This window comes from Aminobacter sp. MDW-2, assembly GCF_014250155.1.
Taxonomy (GTDB): domain Bacteria; phylum Pseudomonadota; class Alphaproteobacteria; order Rhizobiales; family Rhizobiaceae; genus Aminobacter; species Aminobacter ciceronei.
This window is the reverse complement of the sequence record NZ_CP060197.1, coordinates 3,846,544-3,864,925: the sequence shown is the minus strand read 5'-3', so window position 1 is coordinate 3,864,925 and position 18,382 is coordinate 3,846,544. Positions and strand designations below refer to the sequence as shown.

Genomic DNA, 18,382 nt, shown 5'->3' with positions numbered 1-18,382 from the left:
ACTGCCGTAAGCCGGTCAGCTCAGCTTTTCACGCTGCTCGACAAAAGGTCGCGCGCTTCGGGCTGGCCGTTGAGCAGACGGTTGATGCGATTCTGGACACGCCAACCTTCTGACGTGCGGACGAGTTCCCAGCGATTGGCACTGGCGCGTTCGACGCGCCAGTGGTCGCCCTGGTTGAGGTACACACGAGAGTAGCCGGTGGCCACGGCCGTGTCTCCGTTGACGGTGACGTGGGGCATGCTCAGCACGTGGGCGCAACCATCGGCGACGTAGTGGATATGCGGTTCGATGTTGACAAGCGAACCGACATTGTCGGCACCGACGAGCGGATCTCCACCGAAATCATATGCACCAGCTTCGGCCCAGAGCGAAGCGGTGGCACTGGCGGTGCGGCTGTCGACCGACGGGCCATAGGTGGCGATCAGCTGATAGATGGCCAACTGGTCTTCCAGTCCTTTGATGCGCGCTTCCAATGCCGCAAATCGCGCTTCGATATCAGACATTTCCCGTCCTCCGCTGCCGTTTGTCGGCTCATAGCTGACCCACTCGACGCGTCCGCCATCGTTCGTTTGGAGGATGAAGGCATTTTCGTCTGACGCGACGGTGGCCGGACATCAGGGGAGGATGGGATGGATCTTGCAGAGCGGATCGCCGCCGAACACGAATGCGCCAAGCTGGTGCAGCGTTATTGCGTGCTTGTCGACGACTACAGGCACGAGGAGCTCGTCGCGCTGTGGGCGCCTGACGGCTTGTGGGAGACCTGGAAAGGGCCACTCAGAGGCCATGCCGAAATGAGCGCCTATCTTGACGCCAAGGCGCAGACCGACACCACGATCCACATGGCGCACAACATCGTCATCGATGTGATCGATGAAGACAATGCGAGCGGCGTTGCGATCTTCACCTATCACGGCACCAGCCGCAACGATCCGAAGGCGACACTGCCGCGCGTGGTCGGGCGCTATTTCGACCGCTTCGTCCGCACCACTGATGGCTGGAAGTTCGCCCACCGGCGCACCGACATGACTTTTCGCGCCGGCTGAAGAAAGCCGCCACTCCATTTGAAATGAAGAGACTGACATGACAGACACCTCACTCGCCGGCATGGCCAACTCCCTTCTCGGCAAGGTCACTCTGATCAGCGGCGCCGGCGCCGGAATTGGACGCGCCATCGCGCTGGCCTTCGGCCGCTGCGGAGCAATCGTGGTCGTCGCCGAGAAGGACCAGGGTCGCGCCGACAAGGTGCGGGCCGAACTCGATGCCGCCGGCGTCTGCAACATCGTCCTCTGCGCCGACGTCACTGACGCGGCTGCCGTTGACAAGGTGATCGCACGGGTCAGGGACGGCTTCGGCCGGCTCGACGTGCTGGTCAACAATGTCGGTGACTTCCTCGGCGTCCATAAGCCGTTCGCTGAGACGACGCGCGAGGAGTGGAACGCGCTCTACGGTGTCAACCTCGAGCACATCTTCCTGATGACGCATGCCGCACTGCCACTGCTGCGCCGGGGTGAGAGCGCCAGCATCATCAACATCTCGACCATCGAGGCCTTCCGCGGCATTCCCAACTTTGCCGTCTACAGCGCATTCAAGACCGCGATCACCGGCTTCACCAAGAGCCTGGCGCTCGAACTCGCGCCTGAGAATATCAGGGTCAACGCGATCGCGCCGGAGACGACCGAGACAGAGCAGATCCAGATCCTGAAATGGATCCCGGAAGAGCACCAGCACATGATCAAGCGCTGGATGCCGCTGGGACGCTATGGACAGCCTGACGATACGGCGGGCGCCGCACTGTTCCTGGCGTCGCCGCTGTCGAGCTGGATCACCGGTACGACCATCAACCTCGACGGCGGCGCGCTTGCCGCCGGCGGATGGCGTCAGACGGCCGACGGCACGTGGACGAACAGGCCAGTCATCACCGCGCACGCCCACAAGGGCTGACATCAGGCGCCGGCGTCAGGCCCGGCGCGCCTTCTTGGCGTTCAACCCACGGTCTGGGCGCCATCGACGACCAGCAAGGCGCCGGTGACGAAACAGGACTCCTCGGAGGCCAGATAAGCGAAAGCGCTGGCGATGTCCTCGGGCTCGCCGCTTTCCTTGCCGGCAAGCTTGGGCGGCTTGACCATGATGTCGGGGTCCTGGTTCTCGATCGGCTGCAGCCCGGTGCCGATCTCGGTACGGACGCGGCCGGGGCAGATGGCGTTGAAGCGTACGCCCTTGGGGGCGTACTCCGTCGCCAGCGATTTGGTCATGGCGATGATGCCGGCCTTGGATGCGGCATAGGCTGCGGCATAGGCGATGCCCTGCACGCCGGCGGTGGACGCCGTTGAGACGACATTGCCGCGCGAGGCGACGAGTGCCGGCAACGCCTGATGTACGATGTGGAAAACGCTCTCGAGGTTGATGCCGAACACCAGCGACCAGTCTTCGCCGGTCTGGTTGGCGAAATGATCGCGCCGGTAGATGCCGGCATTGTTGATGAGACAATCGAGGCGGCCGTGCAGCGCCAGCGCGTCATCGACCATACGGCGCGCCGAGGCGGTGTCGGCTGCGTCATAGGCGATGGCGTCGGCGCGGACACCGTATTGCGCGGCCGCGGTGGCGCAGACCTGTCTTGCGCCTTCGACGTTGCGGTCGGCGAGGATCAGTGTTGCCCCCTCGGAGCCCAGGCGGAGGGCGGTCGCGCGGCCGATGCCGGATGCGGCGCCGGTGATCAGCACCACCTTGTTGTCGAAACGCTTGAGCGCCATAGTCTCCTCCAGTGCAATGCGCGACCGCTTCGCGCCGGCCGTCTGAGGCGAGTAGACTAGGGCGGGCCAAGCACCAGCATCCCACATTTGGACGATGTTGCTGGCGCTGGCCGGTGGCATCCGGCATGAAGCGCTTTGCCACTTCAGGCGCAGCGGCGCCGCTCCAATCCGTGCCCGACAGGACCGCATGCTCGAATTCACACCAGACCAGCAGATGATCCGCGAGGAAGCCCAGCGCTTCCTGCGTGAACAGTCTTCCTCCGAGGCGATCCGGCTGATCGTCGACACTGGCGCGAGCCATGACGCCGGGCTGTGGGCCAGCATTTCGCGTGAGCTCGGCTGGTGCGCGATGGCTGTCCCGGAAGAATTCGGCGGACTGGGGCTCGGCGCCACCGAGGTGGCAATCCTGATGGAACTCACAGGTGCACGCCTTGCCTGCGTGCCATTCTGGTCGACGGTGTGCCTGGCGGCACCACTCCTGCAGTCGGCCGGAAGCGAGCCCGCCAAGGCGAAGTATCTTGGCGCCATAGCCGCGGGCGAAATGGCCGTGACCGTCGCCTATGCCGATCTTTCAGTGGCCGATCCGGCGGCGACGGTTGCGGTCAAAGCTCTCAGGACCGACGGTGGCTACAGGCTGGACGGCAAGGTCGCGCAGGTCATCGACCTCGAGGCGGCCGATATCGTGCTTGTACCGGCAGCGCTGGAAGACGGAGCGACGGCGCTGTTTGCGCTGGCGCGCGACGCAGGACAGTCAGTTGCGCCACTCGAGGTACTTGATCGGACGCGTCCGGTTGCTGCACTCGAACTGGCCATGGAGGTTTCCGCCGAGAGCCGTATCGATGAAGGGTGCGTCAGCGCCGGCCAGTTCCGCGAGGCACTCGCTTTTGCCAATCTCGGACTTGCCGCCGAACAACTGGGCGCGGCGCAAGGCGCGCATGAGGTGACGCTTGCCTACATCGCCGAGCGTGTTCAGTTCGGCCGCACCATTGCCTCGTTCCAGGCGATCAAGCACCGCTGCGCCAAGCTGGTGGTCGAAATTGCCGAGGCGCGGTCGCTGATCTTCGGAGCCGCTCAAGGTCTGGGCATTTCCGACGCAGCAGAAAGCGCGCTGGAGATCGCTGGGGCGCGCGTGCTCGCCTCCGACCTGCAGTTCCGAGCCGCCGAGGAGGCGATCCAGCTGCATGGCGGCGTCGGCTTCACCTGGGAATACGACCCTCATCTCTATTTCAAGCGGGCGCAAGCGAATGCCGCGCTGCTTGGCGCGCGTGAGGCGCAACTCGACCGCATTGCCGCATCTGTCTTCGGTGACGGAGGTGTGAAATGAGCGACCTGAACGCCTTCCGCACAGAGGTGCGCGACTGGATGGCAAGCCATCTCAGCGGCACGTTTGCCGAACTGAAATATCGCGGCGGTTCGGGCGAGGGCGACGTCCTGCCGGAACTGCGCAAGGAATGGGAGCGCGAACTCGCCGCCGGCCGCTGGACCTGCCCGGGCTGGCCTCAAGAACATGGCGGGCGTGGCCTGTCGGTCGCCGAACAGGTCGCGTTCCAGGAAGAATACAGCCGCGCCGGCGGTCCCGGTCGGATAGGCCATATCGGCGAGGGCTTGATGGGGCCGACGCTGATCGCTTTTGGCACGGAGGAGCAGAAGAAGCGCTTTTTGCCAGGCATCCGGAGCGGCACAGAGTTCTGGGCCCAGGGTTATTCCGAGCCGAGCGCCGGTTCGGATTTCGGCAATATCAAGACCCGGGCCAGGCTCGACCCTGTAACAGGCGATTGGGTCGTGTCGGGCCAGAAAGTGTGGACCTCGCTGGCGCATCTGTCCGATTGGATCTTTGTCGTGGCGCGCTGCGAGGAAGGCTCGGTCGGCCGAAATGGCCTGATCTTTCTGCTCATGCCGCTCGCCCAGCCGGGCGTCGAAATCCATCCGATCAAGCAGATCGGTGGCGGCGCCGAGTTCAATTCGGTGTTCTTCGATGGCGCGCGTGCCAAGGCTGATGATGTTCTGGGACAGCCCGGCGACGGCTGGAAGATCGCGATGGCGCTGCTCGGTTTCGAGCGTGGCATTTCGACGCTCGGCCAGCAGATGAGCTTCCAGCAGGAACTCGACCTGATCGTCGAGATATCAAAGGAGAACGGCTCCGACCGCTCGCCTGCCATCCGCCAACGCGTCGCCTATGCCTGGACCGGCCTGCGCGCCATGCGTTACCTAGCCATGCGCGTACTGAGTGACGACCAGTCGCCGGAAACGCGGCGCGAGGCGCTGACCTACAAGTACCAGTGGTCGAACTGGCACCGCGACCTTGGCCGGCTCGCAATGGACGTGCTGAAGATGGATGCCAACGTCGTTTCAGACGATCCGCGCCGCGAACGCCTGCAGCAGATGTTCCTTTTTGCGCGCGCCGACACGATCTACGGCGGCACCAACGAAATCCAGCTCAACATCATCGCCGAGCAAGGGCTCGGCATGCCCAGGGAGCCGCGCGGCAAGCTGTAACAGGCAAGGACGCGCCTGGGCCAGGGAGGAAATTTGGCATGGGCATCAGGGAGGCGGGTCTTCAGGAGATCGCGGCGCGCGAGGCGCTGCGGCGACTGGTGACGGCCTATTCGCGCGCCGTCGACCGGCGCGACTTCAAGCTGTTGCGCAGCCTCTATCACGACGAAGCCTACGAGGAGCATGGCGACATGTTCGTGGGCGGGCCGGACGACTATATGGCCTTCGTCGAGAAGGCGCTGTCGAACTATGCCGCGACCGCGCATTACGTGGTCAACACCAGCTTCGAGGTCGATGGCGACCGCGCCGAGGGCGAGGTCTACAAGATCAACTATCACCGCACCCATGGCCCCGACGCTCATGAAGTGATCACCGGCAGCCGCAGCCTCGACCGCTACCGGAGGGATGGCGGCGAGTGGCGATTTCTCGGTCGCTCGATCACGCTCGACTGGTCGACCAGGCGAGTCGTTGACGCCGATGCCTACAAGGATTTCGCTGCCGGCAGCCCGCCTGGCCAGCCGGGACCCGACGACCTGTCCTACCGGGCCCTGACGCTTTTCGGTCGTCATGGCTGACATCCAAACCAGTTCACAGACCAGGACTTCCTGAGGGAGCGAAAGCATGACTGACCAGAGACAATTCGCCGGCAAGATTGCCGTGGTGACCGGTGCCGGCAACGGCATCGGCCGCGCCGCGGCAATTGCCTATGCCCAGGAAGGTGCCGATGTCGCGATCCTCGACCGCGAAGCCGCGGCGCTGGCCGAAACCGCCGAACTGGTGCGCGCCCACAAGGTCAAAGCGCTGCCCCTGGTCGGCGACATGATGGATCAGGAGGTCGTCGCCGAGAGCTTTGTCCGCATCAAGCGCGACCTCGGGCCGGTCGACATGCTGCTCAACAACATCGGCCAGACCGCGCGGGAAAACTATTCCGAGTTCTGGCAGGCCAAACCCGAGACGCTGCAGTTCGTGATCGGCGTGTCGCTGATGACGACGCTGACCTGCACACGCCAGGTGGTCGAGGACATGCGTGAGCGCCGCTCGGGCAAGATCGTCTCGATCTCGTCGGACTCGGCGATGAATGGCGATATCGGCACTGTCGACTACGCCTCGGCCAAGGCCGGCGTGCTCGGTTTCACCCGCGCGCTTGCCCGCGAACTCGGGCCGTTCAAGGTCAACGTCAATGCCGTCTGCCCCGGCCCGACCAATACGCGCGCCATGCAGCGCATCCCCAAGGATGCCTATGAGCGGGCCAGGAACATGATCCCGCTCGGTGAACTCAGCGAGCCGGAAGACATTGCAAATGCTGTGATTTTCCTGTCGAGCGAAAAGTCGCGCTTCATCACCGGCCAGACCTTGATGGTCAACGGCGGACGCGTCTTCTACTGATCGTTTTCGTTAGTTCATTCAGACGATGTTCGGCTTTGTGCGGCGCATCATTTGAAACGAGACAGTGCGATCGCCCTTCTGCCATCGGCCGATGGGCGGTCGCCGGAACTTCCAGCGAGAGAGAATGTCCATGAACCTGCATACCGTCTTGTGCGAACGCCTCGGCAGCCGCTATCCGGTGGTGCAGACGGCCATGGGCTGGGTGGCCGACGCAAACCTCACCGCCGCGACCTGCAATGCCGGTGGCTTCGGTTTCTTCGCGGGTGCGACCACCGAGCCGGGCGATGTCGAAAACCAGATCCTCGCCATCAAGTCGAAGACGGACCGTCCGTTCGGCGTCAATTTCCACATGTTCCAGCCCAACGCCGAAGAAGTCATCTCGGTGGTCATCAAGCACAAGGTGCGCGCCGTGAGTTACGGCCGCGGCCCCGATGCCAAGACGATCAAGCGGCTCAAGGATGCCGGCGTGGTGTGCATGCCCACCGTCGGTGCGGTCAAGCACGCGATCAAGGCTGTCGAGCTCGGTGCCGACATCATCACCGTCCAGGGCGGTGAGGGGGGTGGCCATACCGGTGCTGTGCCGACGACCATCCTTTTGCCCCAGGTGCTCGACGCCGTGAAGGTTCCGGTGGTTGCCGCCGGCGGCTTCTTCGACGGGCGCGGCCTTGCTGCAGCTCTCGGCTATGGCGCCGCCGGAATCGCCATGGGCACGCGCTTCCTGATGACCAACGAATCGCCGGTGCCGCGCTCGGCGCTGGATCGCTATCTCGCGACCAAGGACCCGACACTCATCCGCACGACCACCGCCGTCGACGGCCTGCCGCAGCGCTTCATCGAGAATGCCGAGATCAGGCGCCTCGAAAACATGAGCCTGCCGGCGCGCCTCGCCATGAGCATGAAGTACGCACGCCAGTGGGGCAAGGAGAGCGGGCTTGGCCCGATCGCCATGGCCAAGCTCGGCCTCAAGGTGCTGTCGAGCGGCGAGAACAGCTTCGCCCAGACCGTGATGGCGCCGAACCTGCCGACGCTGGTGCAACGCGGCGTGGTCGAAGGCAACACAGAAACCGGCCTGCTGCCTTCCGGCCAGGCCGCAGCCATGATCGACAGGCTCGAAAGCTGCGAAGAGCTGATCGCCCGCATCGTCAGCGAGGCGGAAGCGCGGCTCAAGGCCATCTCGGCGCTCGTCGCCGCCAATTGAGTGGAGAGAATTCGATGAGCGACCAATTCTGGACCAAAATCGAGGACGGCATTGCCGAACTGGTGATCGAGAACGCGCCGGTGAATGCGCTCGACAGTATCGGCTGGCGCAGGCTTTCGCAGGAGATCGACGCGCTCAACGCCAATGCCGATGTCCGCGTAATCGTGATCCGTGCCGAGGGGCGGGGCTTTTGCGCCGGCGTCGACATCAAGGAACTTCAGAAGCACCCGGAGCGCATTCCCGAAGTGAATGCCGGCAACTGGGAAACCTTCCGCGCCATCCATCGCGGCCTGAAGCCGGTGATCGTGGCTGCCCATGGCTACATCCTCGGCGGCGGCATCGGCATTTGCGGCTCGGCCGACATCGTCCTGTGCTCGCCTGACGCGACCTTCGGCGTGCCAGAGGTCGACCGCGGCGCGCTCGGCGCCGGCGCGCATCTGCAGCGCCTGTTTCCGGTGCAGAAGGTGCGCCAGATGTATTTCACCGGCGAGCCGATCGACGCTGCGGAAGCCTATCGCCTCGGCGCGGTCGAGAAGGTGGTGCCGCGCGAGGAGCTCCGAGATGCCGCCCTCAAGCTCGCCAAGACCATCGCCGCCAAGAGCGCGATCATGATCCGTCTCGCCAAAGAGGCGCTGAACGGCATCGAGGATGGCGATCTCGAGAAGAAATACCGCTGGGAGCAGGGGTTCACGGCCCAGGCCTATCTCACCCAGGAATCGCAGGAAGCGCGCGACGCCTTCGTCGGCAAACGCGACGCCGACTTCAAGAAGTAACCAGATCAGGACGCCCGGACATGACCGCCACCAAGATCCTTCCCGCCCCGCCCTATGTCGAAGGCCATGGCCTGCTCAAGGGCCGTTCGGTGCTCATTACCGCGGCTGCCGGCGTCGGCATCGGCTTCGCTGCAGCCCGCAAGGCGATCGAGGAAGGTTGCCGCGCCATCATGATCTCCGACGTCCACGAACGGCGCCTGGCGGAAGCGGCCGACAAGCTGCGCGAACTCTCGCCGACCGTCGAGATCTACAGTCAGCTCTGCAACGTCACCGACGAGGAGCAGGTGCAGTCGCTTGTCGATGCGGCTGAAGACAAGCTCGGCGGCATCGACGTGTTGATCAACAACGCCGGTCTCGGCGGCCTCAAGTCCGTCGTGGAAATGACCGACGCCGAATGGAACCTGGTGCTCGACGTCACCCTGACCGGTACGATGCGCATGACGCGCGCCGCACTCAAGAAGATGCAGCCGCGCGGCAAGGGTGCCATCGTCAACAACGCCTCCGTGCTCGGCTGGCGCGCTCAGAAAGGCCAGTCGCACTATGCCGCGGCCAAGGCCGGAGTCATGGCCTTCACCCGCTGCTCGGCGGTGGAAGCAGCCGAATACGGCATCCGCATCAATGCTGTGTCTCCGTCGATTGCCATGCACGAATTCCTCAAGAAGTCGGCGCCACAGGAACAGCTTGACGCGCTGACCAGCCTCGAAGCCTTTGGCCGCGCAGCGGAAGTGTGGGAAATCGCCAATGTCATGATGTTCCTCGCCAGTGACTATGCCGGCTACATGGTCGGCGAGATCGTCTCCGTCTCCAGCCAGAGGGCCTGATCATGGGCCTCGTCTTCTCCTCGCCCAACGAGGCAGTGGATGCCATCGGCCAGAACCTCGGATCGACCGATTGGCTCACCATCGACCAGGCGCGCATCGACATGTTCGCCGAGGCGACCGGTGATCACCAGTGGATCCATGTCGATCCGGTGCGCGCCAAGGACGGCCCGTTCGGCGGAACGGTTGCGCATGGCTGCCTGACGTTTTCGTTGATCAACGGCTTCCTGCCCGACCTGTTCAAGGCGGAGGACATGAAGATGGGCATCAACTATGGCTGCGACCGGCTGCGCTTTCCGGCGCCGGTGCCCGTCAATTCCAAGGTGCGGGCGACGGGCGAACTGGTCAACGCCGAGTTTCTGCCGGGGAACGCCGTGCAGACGACGGTGCGGGTGACCATTGAGATCGAAGGCTCGGCCAAGCCGGCCTGCGTCGCCGACATGGTCGGCCGCTACTACTTCTGAGGCGCACGGCGCTTCGGCCACCGGAGGTGACAATGGACAAGACTGGTGACGCGCAGGCGGAGATCCTGGCGCGACTGGACAGGCTCGAGTCGCGCGACGAGATTCGCCAGCTGATTTCCAAATATTCGCTGGCGCTCGACATGCGCGACATGAATGCGATGGCCTCGCTGTTTGCGCCCGACGTCAAGGTCGGCGGCGGCAGATCGGGCAGGGCGGCCCTGCGCGACTGGCTCGACGAGACGATGCGCAAGCAGTTCGACGGCACCTCGCATCATGTCGGCTCGACCATTATCGAGTTCGTCGACGCGGACAATGCAGTGGGCGTCGTCTATTCCAAGAACGAGCACGAATGCGGCGCCGAGTGGGTCATCATGCAGATGATGTATTACGACCGCTATGAGCGCATCGACGGCCGCTGGTTCTTCCGCCGCCGCCAGCCGCTTTACTGGTATGCCACCGACCTCAACAAGCCGCCGGTCGGCTCGCGCAAGATGCGCTGGCCGGGCCGCGAGCCCTATGAAGGCTCGTTCCATGAGCTGTTTCCGTCGTGGAAAGAGTTCTGGACGCGTTCGGGCCCTGATGAGGCCCTGCCGGAACCGGCGCCACTCGAAACCTTCATTGAAACCATGCGAAGAGGCAATGAAATCCGTGGCAACCGTGTGCGCTGAGAAGACTTCGGATCGGCTGATCGCGGACAAGCTGTTCCAGCCAATCAAGATCGGCCCCCTGGAGCTTGCCAATCGCATCGCGATGGCGCCGATGTCGCGCTATTTCTGCGCCGACGGCGTGCCGCATGAGAAGGTGTCCGCCTACTACTCGCGAAGGGCGCTGAACCAGGTCGGCCTCATCATCACCGAGGCGACCTATATCGGCCACCCCACGGCGCCGAGCTATGAGGGGGTGCCTTTTTTCGCCGGCGAAGCGGCACTGGCCGGCTGGGCCAAAGTGCGCACTGCAGTGCATGCCGCCGGCGGCAAGATATTCCCTCAACTCTGGCACACCGGCAGCTTCCGAAACTCGGCCATGGCGCCGCAGCCGGGTGTTCCGGGCGTCGGTCCATCGGAGAACACCAACGCCTTCACCGGCCATCCGGAAGCCACCAGGGCGATGACCGAGACGGAAATCCTCGAGGTGATCGAGTCCTATGCCGAGGCGGCGGATGCGGCGCAGCGGCTTGGCTTCGACGGCGTCGAGATCCACGGCGCGCATGGCTATCTGATCGACGAGTTCTTCTGGGCGACGTCCAACCGCCGAACCGACCGCTACGGCGGTAGCCGGCGCGAGCGCACGCGCTTTGCGGTGGAAGTGATCGAGGCGATGCGCAGCCGCGTCGGCCCCGACTTCCCGATCTCCTTCCGCTATTCGCAGTGGAAACAGCAGGACTACAAGGCCGTGCTTGGCGAAACGCCTGGCGAACTGGCAGAGGTGCTGGAGCCGCTGGTCGACGCGGGTGTGAGCATCATGCACTGCTCGACACGCCGCATATGGGAGCCGGGTTTTGCGGCAGAGGGTGACGTGACGCTCGCCGGCTGGACGAAGAAGATCACCGGCTTGCCGGTCATCGCAGTCGGCGGCGTCGGCCTCGACCGGCCGGGGCTCAATGCGGCGGAGGCGGCTTCGCTCGACGTGATCCAGAAGCCGCTTGAACGCAACGAGTTCGACATCCTGGCTGTCGGGCGGGCGCTATTGGCCGATCCGGCCTGGGCGCTTAAAGTCCGGCAAGGCCGGGCCCACGAAGGGGTGGGCTACGCCAAGGAACAGCTGAAATCGTTGTTCTGACCAGAAAGGCGCCGTTCGCGGCGCCTTTCTTGTCGAGGGGACAAGCTTTCTATCTGCTCAGACGAAAAAGAAGCACCGGCGACTGTGTCCGCCGGCGCTTTCAGTTTGGGTCGACAGGGAGTTGGGAGGATGTCCTGTCAGGCCGCCTGGCGCGGTCCGTGGCCGAGGATGACGGCGCTGTTCAGCACCAGCCGTACCAGTTCCGTCTGGCGCGTGATGCCGCTCTTGGAGAAGATCGAGCGCAGATGGGCACGTGCAGTGTTGCGGGAGATGTCGAGCGAGGTGGCGGCATCTTCCAGCGACAGGCCGGCGGTCAGTCGGCGGGCGACCGCGGCTTCCGCAGGCGTCAGATCGAACAGCTGGCGCACGAGCTCGCCCTCGACCTCCGGGTTCGCTTCAGGATCGCGGATGTAGACAGCGACCGCCGAGTTGGCAGCGGCGGCGTTATCCTTGCTGCCGCGGATCGGGCGGACGATGACGCCGAGATTGCGCGAGCCTGACTGCTTGGTCAGCGACAGGCCCCGCGAAGTCGTGCCGGCGTCGTCGGCTGCCATCTGCAAGGCCGCCTTGACCGCAGTCTGGAAGTCGCGGTCCTCCTTGGCCGAGGTGGCGCGCAGCTTGTTGCCCTGGATCTGCAGGCCGTCGCGGGCTTCGAGCAGGCGCGTCGCCGCGTCTGAGGCGCGGACGATCTTGCCGGAATGGTCGAGGATGACGACACCGACGTAGAGCTTGTCCATGACGTCGGAGTAGAGACGGCGCTCGACCTCGGTGGCGCCCATGCGCCAGGACGTCTCGACGCCACGTGCCAACTGCGAAACAAGAATTTCGCAGACCGAGGCTGCATCGTCATCGAACTTGGTGTCCGACCGGTCGCGGAAAACCCAGAGCGTGTAGCGGGCGGTGTCGTCGGTAGGCACATAGGTGGCCGACATCGGCTGGCAGCGTTCGGAGAGATAAGCGAGCTGCGCCGGGCGAGTGAGGGCCGCGCCTGCCGTGTCGGTCATCATCTCGTCGATCTCGGTAAAGGCGTAGTAGGTCTCGCCGGTGCGCAGGCGGTCCTCGATCACCAGCACCGCGGCATAGGCGTCGAACTGCTCGCGGATCAGCTCGAGCGGGGTGCGCAGCGGCTTGCCGTTCATCAGGCTGTCAGAGACGCGGTTGAGGAAATGGCCGAATTCGACGATCGATCTGGCGTGAAAAGTCATTGCAGGAGCTCCCAAAATCCGCCGCACGGGGGCGTGCGGGACCGGTTCCCGGCTGCGCGGTGCATGCCAGGAGGTCATGAGTTCGATTGTATTGGCGAGGGCCTGGTATCGGCCCGGCGTCAGCCGATCAGGACGGCGGGAGGAAACCTCGTCGGGCAAGATGCCGGACGGACGACGATCCAGTTGTCATGCTGCGTAGGCTCGAACCGGTCATCGCGCTTCCTCCCGAATGCGAAATGATCAATGTCGACAGTTATGTCATTAAATTGACACGTCGTCAAATTCGAAATGCGTTGCGTAGAATTTTTGACATGGTGTCAGTGGTGGACAAGTCTTGGGCAGAGTGCAAACGAAACGGGCCGGATCTTGCGACCCGGCCCGCACGTTCAGCAGATGAAGAAGGAAATCAGGCGCCGCAGTCGGCGCGCTCGACCAGACCGTCTTCGCGCGGCTTGTAGGGGTTCTTGACCACCTTGATCGACTCGGGCGCCGGCAGGAAGTGGCTTTTGCCGCTCGCCTGGATCGGGCCGGTGAGCATCTGGACGGACGCGGCATTGGCCTGCAGCCAGGCAGCGACCGACTCGCCGTCGGTCTTGCCCGAACCGTTGATGGCAGCCGCCAGCACGATCGGCTGGATGTAGTACGGGATCAGCGCCGAGGCACCGCCCATGCGGTCGACGTCGGCGACCTGTTCCTTTGCGCGCTTGGCGAACTTGGCGAAGGCGTTTTCGCCGACTGGGTCGCTCGGGCAATAGGTCATGCCGACGAACTGCACGCTGTAGACGTCCTTGAAGGCGTCTTCGCCGACCACTGCGACGTTGCCGACGGCGTAGTTGGTCATCGTCTGGTTGGCCAGAACCGGCACGTCCCAGCCGATGTCGGCGCGGTTTTCGAGCAGCTTGCGCGAGTCGTCGCCGATCGAGTTGATCAGAAGGATCGCTTCGGCGCCCGAGCTGCGCATCTGGAACAGCTGCGGGGTCATGTCTTCGGTGCGGAAGGCGAACTCCTGCACCGCGGTCGGCTCGACGCCCTTCGACTTGAGGTAGTCGACGATCTCGACCACGGCAGCCTTGGACATGCCGCCATTGTCCGAAATCAGCGCCAGCTTCTTGAGCTTCAGCACGTCGATGGCGAAGTCGATGTTCGGCTTCATCTGATTGAGACCAGTGACCGAGCCCGAGAAGTGGAACGGACCAGCTTCGGGCGTCAGCTGAGTCGAGGCAGCAGAAGAAACCTGGGCGATCTTCTTTTCGCTCGCCACAGGAACGACCGGAATGGTTTCCTGGCTGGTTGCCGGGCCGACGAGCGCCTCGACCTTTTCGTTCTCGATCAGGCGACGCACTTCGGCAACGGCATGGGTCGGGTCAGTCATGGTGTCGCCGAGAACCAGCTCGGCCTTCTTGCCGAGAATGCCGCCGGCGGCATTGATGTCTTCGATGGCCAGCTTCCAGCCCACTTCGGCGGTCTTGCCGATCGAGGCGCCGCCGCCGGTCATCGACATGATGCCGCCGATCTTGACGACCTCCTGTGCCTGCGAAATACCTGCCGACAAGGCAAGGGCTGCCACCGACACCATTCCGATGGCAGTGCGACGCGTAATGGAACCATTCCATTGGAAGTTCATGCGTTTCTCCTCCGCTTACTTCGACCGACAAACAGTCACGGCCATGTGTCCGAAACATCGTCCGCTTGGACGATGGAGGGGGAGGAGCTTCCGAATTCGTTAGCGAGAGCTAACAAAAGACGCATGCTTCAGCGCGGCGGTGCCTTCCTGGTGACGACGGCCCGCGCAAGGGCAGGCTCCGGCAGCTTGCGCCAGGCCAGCCAAGCGAGCACGGCCCCCAGTGCCATCAACGGCACGACGACGGACATGCCCAGCATCGCATCGCCGAGGATACCGGCGACGACAGTGCCCAGGAGGCCACTGCCCATCTGCAGGAACCCGCTCAGCGAGGAGGCGGCCCCGGCACTGTCGGGGAAGGCGGCGACAGTCGCGGCAGACATTGCCGGCATGACGAATGAATTGCCTAGAACGAACATGGCCATGGGCAGCGCGACCGACAGGAAGGTTGGCTCGTACAGTCCGAGCAAGACCGCCATGGCAGCAGCCCCGAGGCTGCTGATCCCCAGGCCGACGGGCACCATACGATAGGCACCATAACGTGGGATGAGACTGCGCATGACAAGTGAGCCGGAAATGAAGCTGGCCGACTGGAACAGCATCGCGAGGCCGAACTGCGCCGGCGTCAGCCCCAGCCGATCCATCAGGATGAAGGGCAGGACGGTCGCCTGGGTGTAGTAGGCGCCCAGGGTGCCGGCGATGACGAGGCTGGAGAACAGGAAATAGCCGCTGCCGAGCAAATTGCGATAGGTTTTCATGACGGCGCCCAGCCGCACCCGGCTCGGGTCGCGCTCGACGGTTTCGACCAGCGCGAAACGGACCGTCAGCAACGACGCCACGCCCATCAGGAACATGATCGAGAAGATGGCATGCCAGCCGGCGACTTCCATGACCAGACCGCCGACTGTCGGCGCGATGGCCGGCGCCAGCGCCAGGATCAGCGTGATCAGGTTGAGGATGCGTGCTGATTGCTCGTGGGCAAAGAGGTCGCGCACGATCGCGCGCGACAAAGACAGCCCGACTGCCGCGCCCGCGCCCTGCAACAGCCGCGACAGGATCAGCACGTCGATGGAGGGCGCGACCAGCGCGCCCAGGCTGCCGAGAAGGTAGATGCCGAGAAAGGCCAACGTCACCGGCTTGCGGCCATATCCGTCGGAGAGAGGACCACACACCAGCTGGGTGAGGGCGAAGCCGGCGAAATACAGCCCGAGCGTCATCTTCACCGCCTCTTCGGTGGTGCCGAAGGCATGAACGATTTCGGGCATGGCCGGCGTGAACAGCGACAGCGAGGCGGGACCGAGACCGGCTAGCACCGCACCGACGATGGTCACGCGCCGCTCGCTCATGAGGCCGGGCTGCTGGTCTTCTCGGTCTGATGTCATGATGCTGGCCCCGGCTCGATCGATGGCAGGCGCCTGAGCGGCAGAGTGCCTGTCACCAGATCGAACCGGTGCCGGGAAAGATCATCCGTCATACGGACTAGCGCGGGGATAATTCGGCTGCGTGTCGGCCAAAAGAAAGGGGCCGCATGCTGCGGCCCCTGGAGAGGTGTCAGACAGCGGTGCCGTAGAGATCGTATGGATCGGAGCGATCGACCTTGACGGTGACGATGTCGCCGACGCGCAGCGGACGGCGCGACTGGATATGGACCGAACCGTCGATCTCGGGCGCGTCGTACTTGGTGCGGCCCTTGGCCGACGTGCCGTTGGCCTCGTCGATGATGACGGGCAGGCGCTTGCCCACTTTCCGTGCCTGCGCGGCGGCCGAAATCTTCTGCTGGCGCTGCATGAAGCGATGCCAACGGGCTTCCTTGACCTCCTCGGGGATCTGTTCGAGGCCGAGGTCGTTGGAACGCGCGCCCTTGACCGGCTCGTATTTGAAGCAGCCGGCGCGGTCGATCTTGGCCTCGTCGATCCAGTCGAGCAGCATTTCGAAGTCTTCCTCTGTTTCACCGGGGAAGCCGACGATGAAAGTCGAGCGGATGGCGAGGTCAGGGCAGACGTCACGCCAGCCGCGGATGCGCTCGAGCGCCTTTTCGCCATGGGCCGGACGGCGCATGTTTTTCAGAACCCGCGGCGAGGCGTGCTGGAAGGGGATGTCGAGATAAGGAAGGATTTTGCCCTCGGCCATCAGCGGGATGACGTCGGCGACATGCGGGTAGGGATAGACATAATGCATGCGCACCCAGATGCCGAGTTCGCCCAGTTCCTGCGACAGGTCGAGGAACTTGGCGCGGACCTCGCGCTCCTTCCAGACGCTGGTCGCATATTTCACGTCGATGCCGTAGGCGCTGGTATCCTGGGAGATGACGAGCAGTTCCTTGACGCCGGCATTGGCCAGCTTTTCGGCTTCGCGCAGCACGTCGGCGGCAGGGCGCGAGACAAGGTCGCCACGCAGGTCGGGGATGATGCAGAACGTGCAGCGGTTGTTGCAGCCCTCGGAAATCTTGAGATAGGCGTAGTGGCGCGGGGTCAGCTTGACGCCCTGAGGCGGCACAAGGTCGGTGAACGGGTCGTGCGCCGGCGGAGCAGCCTCGTGCACGGCGGCCATGACGCTTTCATAGGCCTGTGGGCCGGTGATGGCGAAGACGTTGGGGTGCTTCTCTCGGATCAGTTCGGGCGTGGCGCCCATGCAGCCGGTTACGATGACCTTGCCGTTCTCCTTCATTGCCGTGCCGATGGCGTCCAGCGACTCGGTGCGGGCGGAATCGAGGAAGCCGCAGGTGTTGACCACGACCAGGTCGGCGCCGTCGTGCTTGCGGGCGATCTCATAACCTTCGGCGCGGAGCTGGGTGAGGATGCGTTCGGAATCGACAAGCGCCTTCGGGCATCCGAGGCTGACGAAGCTGACGCGGGGTGCTGCTGACATAGGCAGGTTTCCAATGGACGCGGGCCGGTAACCCATGAGGTCCGGCCCGGAAATCTGTTGATGTGTCGATCTGTCGGCTCTGAAAAGAGCTCAATTCGGGCGGCGCAATAGCACAGATCGGGGCCCAAGCAAACCGGCTGATCGCCACATGCAAAAAGGGCCGGAAAAACTCCGGCCCTTTTTGGTCTGTTGCTGCGGCTCAGTGGGCCGGCGCGCTGTGGCCGCCAAACCACTCGCTGAGGAACCCAAACTGTTCCGGGAACTGATCTACTGCGCCGTCGAGCAGCATCTTCACCGCGACATAGAGGATGATCAAAAGGCCGATATAGGCGATCCAGCGGTAACGATGCAGCAGGCGCGCGACGAAGGAGGCGGCAAAGCCCATCAGCGCGATCGACAGCGCCAGACCGATGATCAGCACCGTGGGATGATCCATGGCGGCACCGGCAACGGCGAGCACGTTGTCGAGCGACATTGACACGTCGGCGATGACGATCTGCCAGGCGGCCTGGGCGAAGGTCTTGCGCGGGCCCTTGGCGGCGATCTTGCCGTCCTTGTCATAGTCGGCGTCGGCAAGCGCCTCGGTCGCTTCATGTTCCTGCTCGTGGCTGACGCTCAGTTCGCGCCACATCTTCCAGCACACCCACAGAAGCAGCAGGCCGCCGGCGATGAGAAGCATCGGCCCGATGGCCAAAAGCCATTGGGTGATCAGTGCGAAACCGATACGGAGAACGGTCGCCGCGGCGATGCCGACGAGGATGGCCTTCTTGCGCTGATCGGCCGGAAGGCCTGCCGCGGCAAGGCCGATGACGATGGCGTTGTCGCCGGCAAGCACGAGGTCGATAGCTATGACCTGCAGAAGGGCTGTGAAGCCTGCAGCAGTGAATATCTCCATCGGACGGGACCCTCTCCGTTCAGTTCCAATGTCTTGATGTCGGCTATAACGCCCGACGCGCGTGCGTCAACAGACAAGCAACGCGTTTATTCGAAACGGCTTAAATCGGCGCGTTCCCTGACGTGAAGCTGA

General features: G+C 63.9%; 19 protein-coding genes. 12 read left to right on the top strand and 7 right to left on the bottom strand.

Going from position 1 to position 18,382, the window contains the following annotated elements; genetic code table 11:
• Window positions 1-20 precede the first annotated feature (20 nt).
• Window positions 21-503, bottom strand: a complete 483-nt coding sequence (locus H5P29_RS19110) for a nuclear transport factor 2 family protein (protein ID WP_083948589.1) — start codon at window positions 501-503, stop codon at window positions 21-23.
• Between the two features lie 126 nt (window positions 504-629).
• Between H5P29_RS19110 and H5P29_RS19105 the strand changes: the two genes are divergently transcribed.
• Together H5P29_RS19105 and H5P29_RS19100 are read left to right on the top strand one after the other, a co-directional pair.
• On the top strand, window positions 630-1,043 hold the full coding sequence (locus tag H5P29_RS19105) for a nuclear transport factor 2 family protein (RefSeq protein ID WP_067962104.1): 414 nt from the start codon (window positions 630-632) through the stop codon (window positions 1,041-1,043).
• A gap of 37 nt (window positions 1,044-1,080) precedes the next feature.
• The gene (locus tag H5P29_RS19100; protein WP_246670849.1) at window positions 1,081-1,941 is read left to right on the top strand and encodes an SDR family NAD(P)-dependent oxidoreductase; all 861 of its coding nucleotides are present in this window, start codon (window positions 1,081-1,083) and stop codon (window positions 1,939-1,941) included.
• A 41-nt stretch (window positions 1,942-1,982) separates the two neighbouring features.
• Here the strand turns inward: H5P29_RS19100 and H5P29_RS19095 are convergent, their stop codons facing one another.
• Entirely contained in the window at window positions 1,983-2,750 is a 768-nt protein-coding gene (locus H5P29_RS19095; RefSeq protein ID WP_067962102.1) for an SDR family NAD(P)-dependent oxidoreductase, read from the bottom strand.
• Window positions 2,751-2,937: 187 nt separating this feature from the next.
• On the opposite strand from H5P29_RS19095, the gene H5P29_RS19090 reads away from it, so the two are divergent.
• The 10 genes from H5P29_RS19090 (at window position 2,938) to H5P29_RS19045 (ending at window position 11,661) form a co-directional block, all read left to right on the top strand.
• Window positions 2,938-4,074, top strand: a complete 1,137-nt coding sequence (locus tag H5P29_RS19090) for an acyl-CoA dehydrogenase family protein (RefSeq protein WP_083948771.1) — start codon at window positions 2,938-2,940, stop codon at window positions 4,072-4,074.
• The gene (locus tag H5P29_RS19085; protein ID WP_067962098.1) at window positions 4,071-5,246 is read left to right on the top strand and encodes an acyl-CoA dehydrogenase family protein; all 1,176 of its coding nucleotides are present in this window, start codon (window positions 4,071-4,073) and stop codon (window positions 5,244-5,246) included. The genes H5P29_RS19090 and H5P29_RS19085 overlap by 4 nt, the downstream gene beginning before the upstream one ends.
• Window positions 5,247-5,284: 38 nt before the next feature.
• Window positions 5,285-5,818 (top strand): nuclear transport factor 2 family protein, encoded by a 534-nt coding sequence (locus H5P29_RS19080; RefSeq protein WP_067962096.1) that lies wholly within the window; start codon window positions 5,285-5,287, stop codon window positions 5,816-5,818.
• Window positions 5,819-5,864: 46 nt separating this feature from the next.
• The gene (locus H5P29_RS19075) at window positions 5,865-6,629 is read left to right on the top strand and encodes an SDR family NAD(P)-dependent oxidoreductase (protein ID WP_067962093.1); all 765 of its coding nucleotides are present in this window, start codon (window positions 5,865-5,867) and stop codon (window positions 6,627-6,629) included.
• A 130-nt stretch (window positions 6,630-6,759) separates the two neighbouring features.
• A complete protein-coding gene (locus H5P29_RS19070) occupies window positions 6,760-7,827 on the top strand; it encodes a nitronate monooxygenase family protein (protein WP_154386525.1) in 1,068 nt (355 codons plus the stop codon).
• Between the two features lie 14 nt (window positions 7,828-7,841).
• Window positions 7,842-8,600: an enoyl-CoA hydratase family protein gene (locus tag H5P29_RS19065; protein ID WP_067962089.1), complete on the top strand. Its 759-nt coding sequence runs from the start codon at window positions 7,842-7,844 to the stop codon at window positions 8,598-8,600.
• A 20-nt stretch (window positions 8,601-8,620) separates the two neighbouring features.
• Window positions 8,621-9,421, top strand: a complete 801-nt coding sequence (locus tag H5P29_RS19060) for an SDR family oxidoreductase (protein WP_067962087.1) — start codon at window positions 8,621-8,623, stop codon at window positions 9,419-9,421.
• A gap of 2 nt (window positions 9,422-9,423) precedes the next feature.
• Window positions 9,424-9,882, top strand: coding sequence for a MaoC family dehydratase (locus H5P29_RS19055; RefSeq protein WP_067962085.1), 459 nt, complete (start codon window positions 9,424-9,426; stop codon window positions 9,880-9,882).
• 32 nt (window positions 9,883-9,914) lie between these two features.
• Window positions 9,915-10,550 (top strand): nuclear transport factor 2 family protein, encoded by a 636-nt coding sequence (locus tag H5P29_RS19050; protein ID WP_067962083.1) that lies wholly within the window; start codon window positions 9,915-9,917, stop codon window positions 10,548-10,550.
• Entirely contained in the window at window positions 10,522-11,661 is a 1,140-nt protein-coding gene (locus H5P29_RS19045) for an NADH:flavin oxidoreductase (RefSeq protein ID WP_067962082.1), read from the top strand. Before H5P29_RS19050 ends, H5P29_RS19045 begins: the two co-directional genes overlap by 29 nt.
• A 137-nt stretch (window positions 11,662-11,798) precedes the next feature.
• On the opposite strand, the gene H5P29_RS19040 is transcribed toward H5P29_RS19045, so the two are convergent.
• The 5 genes from H5P29_RS19040 to H5P29_RS19020 form a co-directional block, all read right to left on the bottom strand.
• Complete coding sequence (locus tag H5P29_RS19040) at window positions 11,799-12,866, bottom strand: helix-turn-helix transcriptional regulator (protein WP_154386524.1); 1,068 nt, start codon at window positions 12,864-12,866, stop codon at window positions 11,799-11,801.
• Window positions 12,867-13,272: 406 nt separating this feature from the next.
• Window positions 13,273-14,490: an ABC transporter substrate-binding protein gene (locus H5P29_RS19035; RefSeq protein WP_246340692.1), complete on the bottom strand. Its 1,218-nt coding sequence runs from the start codon at window positions 14,488-14,490 to the stop codon at window positions 13,273-13,275.
• A gap of 128 nt (window positions 14,491-14,618) precedes the next feature.
• A complete protein-coding gene (locus tag H5P29_RS19030) occupies window positions 14,619-15,869 on the bottom strand; it encodes a multidrug effflux MFS transporter (RefSeq protein ID WP_067962075.1) in 1,251 nt (416 codons plus the stop codon).
• Between the two features lie 169 nt (window positions 15,870-16,038).
• Window positions 16,039-17,355 (bottom strand): 30S ribosomal protein S12 methylthiotransferase RimO, encoded by a 1,317-nt coding sequence (gene rimO, locus H5P29_RS19025; RefSeq protein ID WP_154386523.1) that lies wholly within the window; start codon window positions 17,353-17,355, stop codon window positions 16,039-16,041.
• Between the two features lie 199 nt (window positions 17,356-17,554).
• Window positions 17,555-18,250 carry a TerC family protein gene (locus tag H5P29_RS19020; RefSeq protein ID WP_067962072.1) on the bottom strand — a complete coding sequence of 232 codons (696 nt, stop codon included), beginning with the start codon at window positions 18,248-18,250 and terminating at the stop codon, window positions 17,555-17,557.
• Window positions 18,251-18,382: the final 132 nt, after the last annotated feature.

Excerpts from the sequence above, each read along its gene's own strand:
- H5P29_RS19110 (WP_083948589.1), bottom strand. The coding sequence starts at position 503 with ATGTCTGATATCGAAGCGCGATTTGCGGCATTGGAAGCGCGCATCAAA.
- H5P29_RS19105 (WP_067962104.1), top strand. The coding sequence starts at position 630 with ATGGATCTTGCAGAGCGGATCGCCGCCGAACACGAATGCGCCAAGCTG.
- H5P29_RS19100 (WP_246670849.1), top strand. The coding sequence starts at position 1,081 with ATGACAGACACCTCACTCGCCGGCATGGCCAACTCCCTTCTCGGCAAG.
- H5P29_RS19095 (WP_067962102.1), bottom strand. The coding sequence starts at position 2,750 with ATGGCGCTCAAGCGTTTCGACAACAAGGTGGTGCTGATCACCGGCGCC.
- H5P29_RS19090 (WP_083948771.1), top strand. The coding sequence starts at position 2,938 with ATGCTCGAATTCACACCAGACCAGCAGATGATCCGCGAGGAAGCCCAG.
- H5P29_RS19085 (WP_067962098.1), top strand. The coding sequence starts at position 4,071 with ATGAGCGACCTGAACGCCTTCCGCACAGAGGTGCGCGACTGGATGGCA.
- H5P29_RS19080 (WP_067962096.1), top strand. The coding sequence starts at position 5,285 with ATGGGCATCAGGGAGGCGGGTCTTCAGGAGATCGCGGCGCGCGAGGCG.
- H5P29_RS19075 (WP_067962093.1), top strand. The coding sequence starts at position 5,865 with ATGACTGACCAGAGACAATTCGCCGGCAAGATTGCCGTGGTGACCGGT.
- H5P29_RS19070 (WP_154386525.1), top strand. The coding sequence starts at position 6,760 with ATGAACCTGCATACCGTCTTGTGCGAACGCCTCGGCAGCCGCTATCCG.
- H5P29_RS19065 (WP_067962089.1), top strand. The coding sequence starts at position 7,842 with ATGAGCGACCAATTCTGGACCAAAATCGAGGACGGCATTGCCGAACTG.
- H5P29_RS19060 (WP_067962087.1), top strand. The coding sequence starts at position 8,621 with ATGACCGCCACCAAGATCCTTCCCGCCCCGCCCTATGTCGAAGGCCAT.
- H5P29_RS19055 (WP_067962085.1), top strand. The coding sequence starts at position 9,424 with ATGGGCCTCGTCTTCTCCTCGCCCAACGAGGCAGTGGATGCCATCGGC.
- H5P29_RS19050 (WP_067962083.1), top strand. The coding sequence starts at position 9,915 with ATGGACAAGACTGGTGACGCGCAGGCGGAGATCCTGGCGCGACTGGAC.
- H5P29_RS19045 (WP_067962082.1), top strand. The coding sequence starts at position 10,522 with ATGAAATCCGTGGCAACCGTGTGCGCTGAGAAGACTTCGGATCGGCTG.
- H5P29_RS19040 (WP_154386524.1), bottom strand. The coding sequence starts at position 12,866 with ATGACTTTTCACGCCAGATCGATCGTCGAATTCGGCCATTTCCTCAAC.
- H5P29_RS19035 (WP_246340692.1), bottom strand. The coding sequence starts at position 14,490 with ATGAACTTCCAATGGAATGGTTCCATTACGCGTCGCACTGCCATCGGA.
- H5P29_RS19030 (WP_067962075.1), bottom strand. The coding sequence starts at position 15,869 with ATGACATCAGACCGAGAAGACCAGCAGCCCGGCCTCATGAGCGAGCGG.
- rimO (WP_154386523.1), bottom strand. The coding sequence starts at position 17,355 with ATGTCAGCAGCACCCCGCGTCAGCTTCGTCAGCCTCGGATGCCCGAAG.
- H5P29_RS19020 (WP_067962072.1), bottom strand. The coding sequence starts at position 18,250 with ATGGAGATATTCACTGCTGCAGGCTTCACAGCCCTTCTGCAGGTCATA.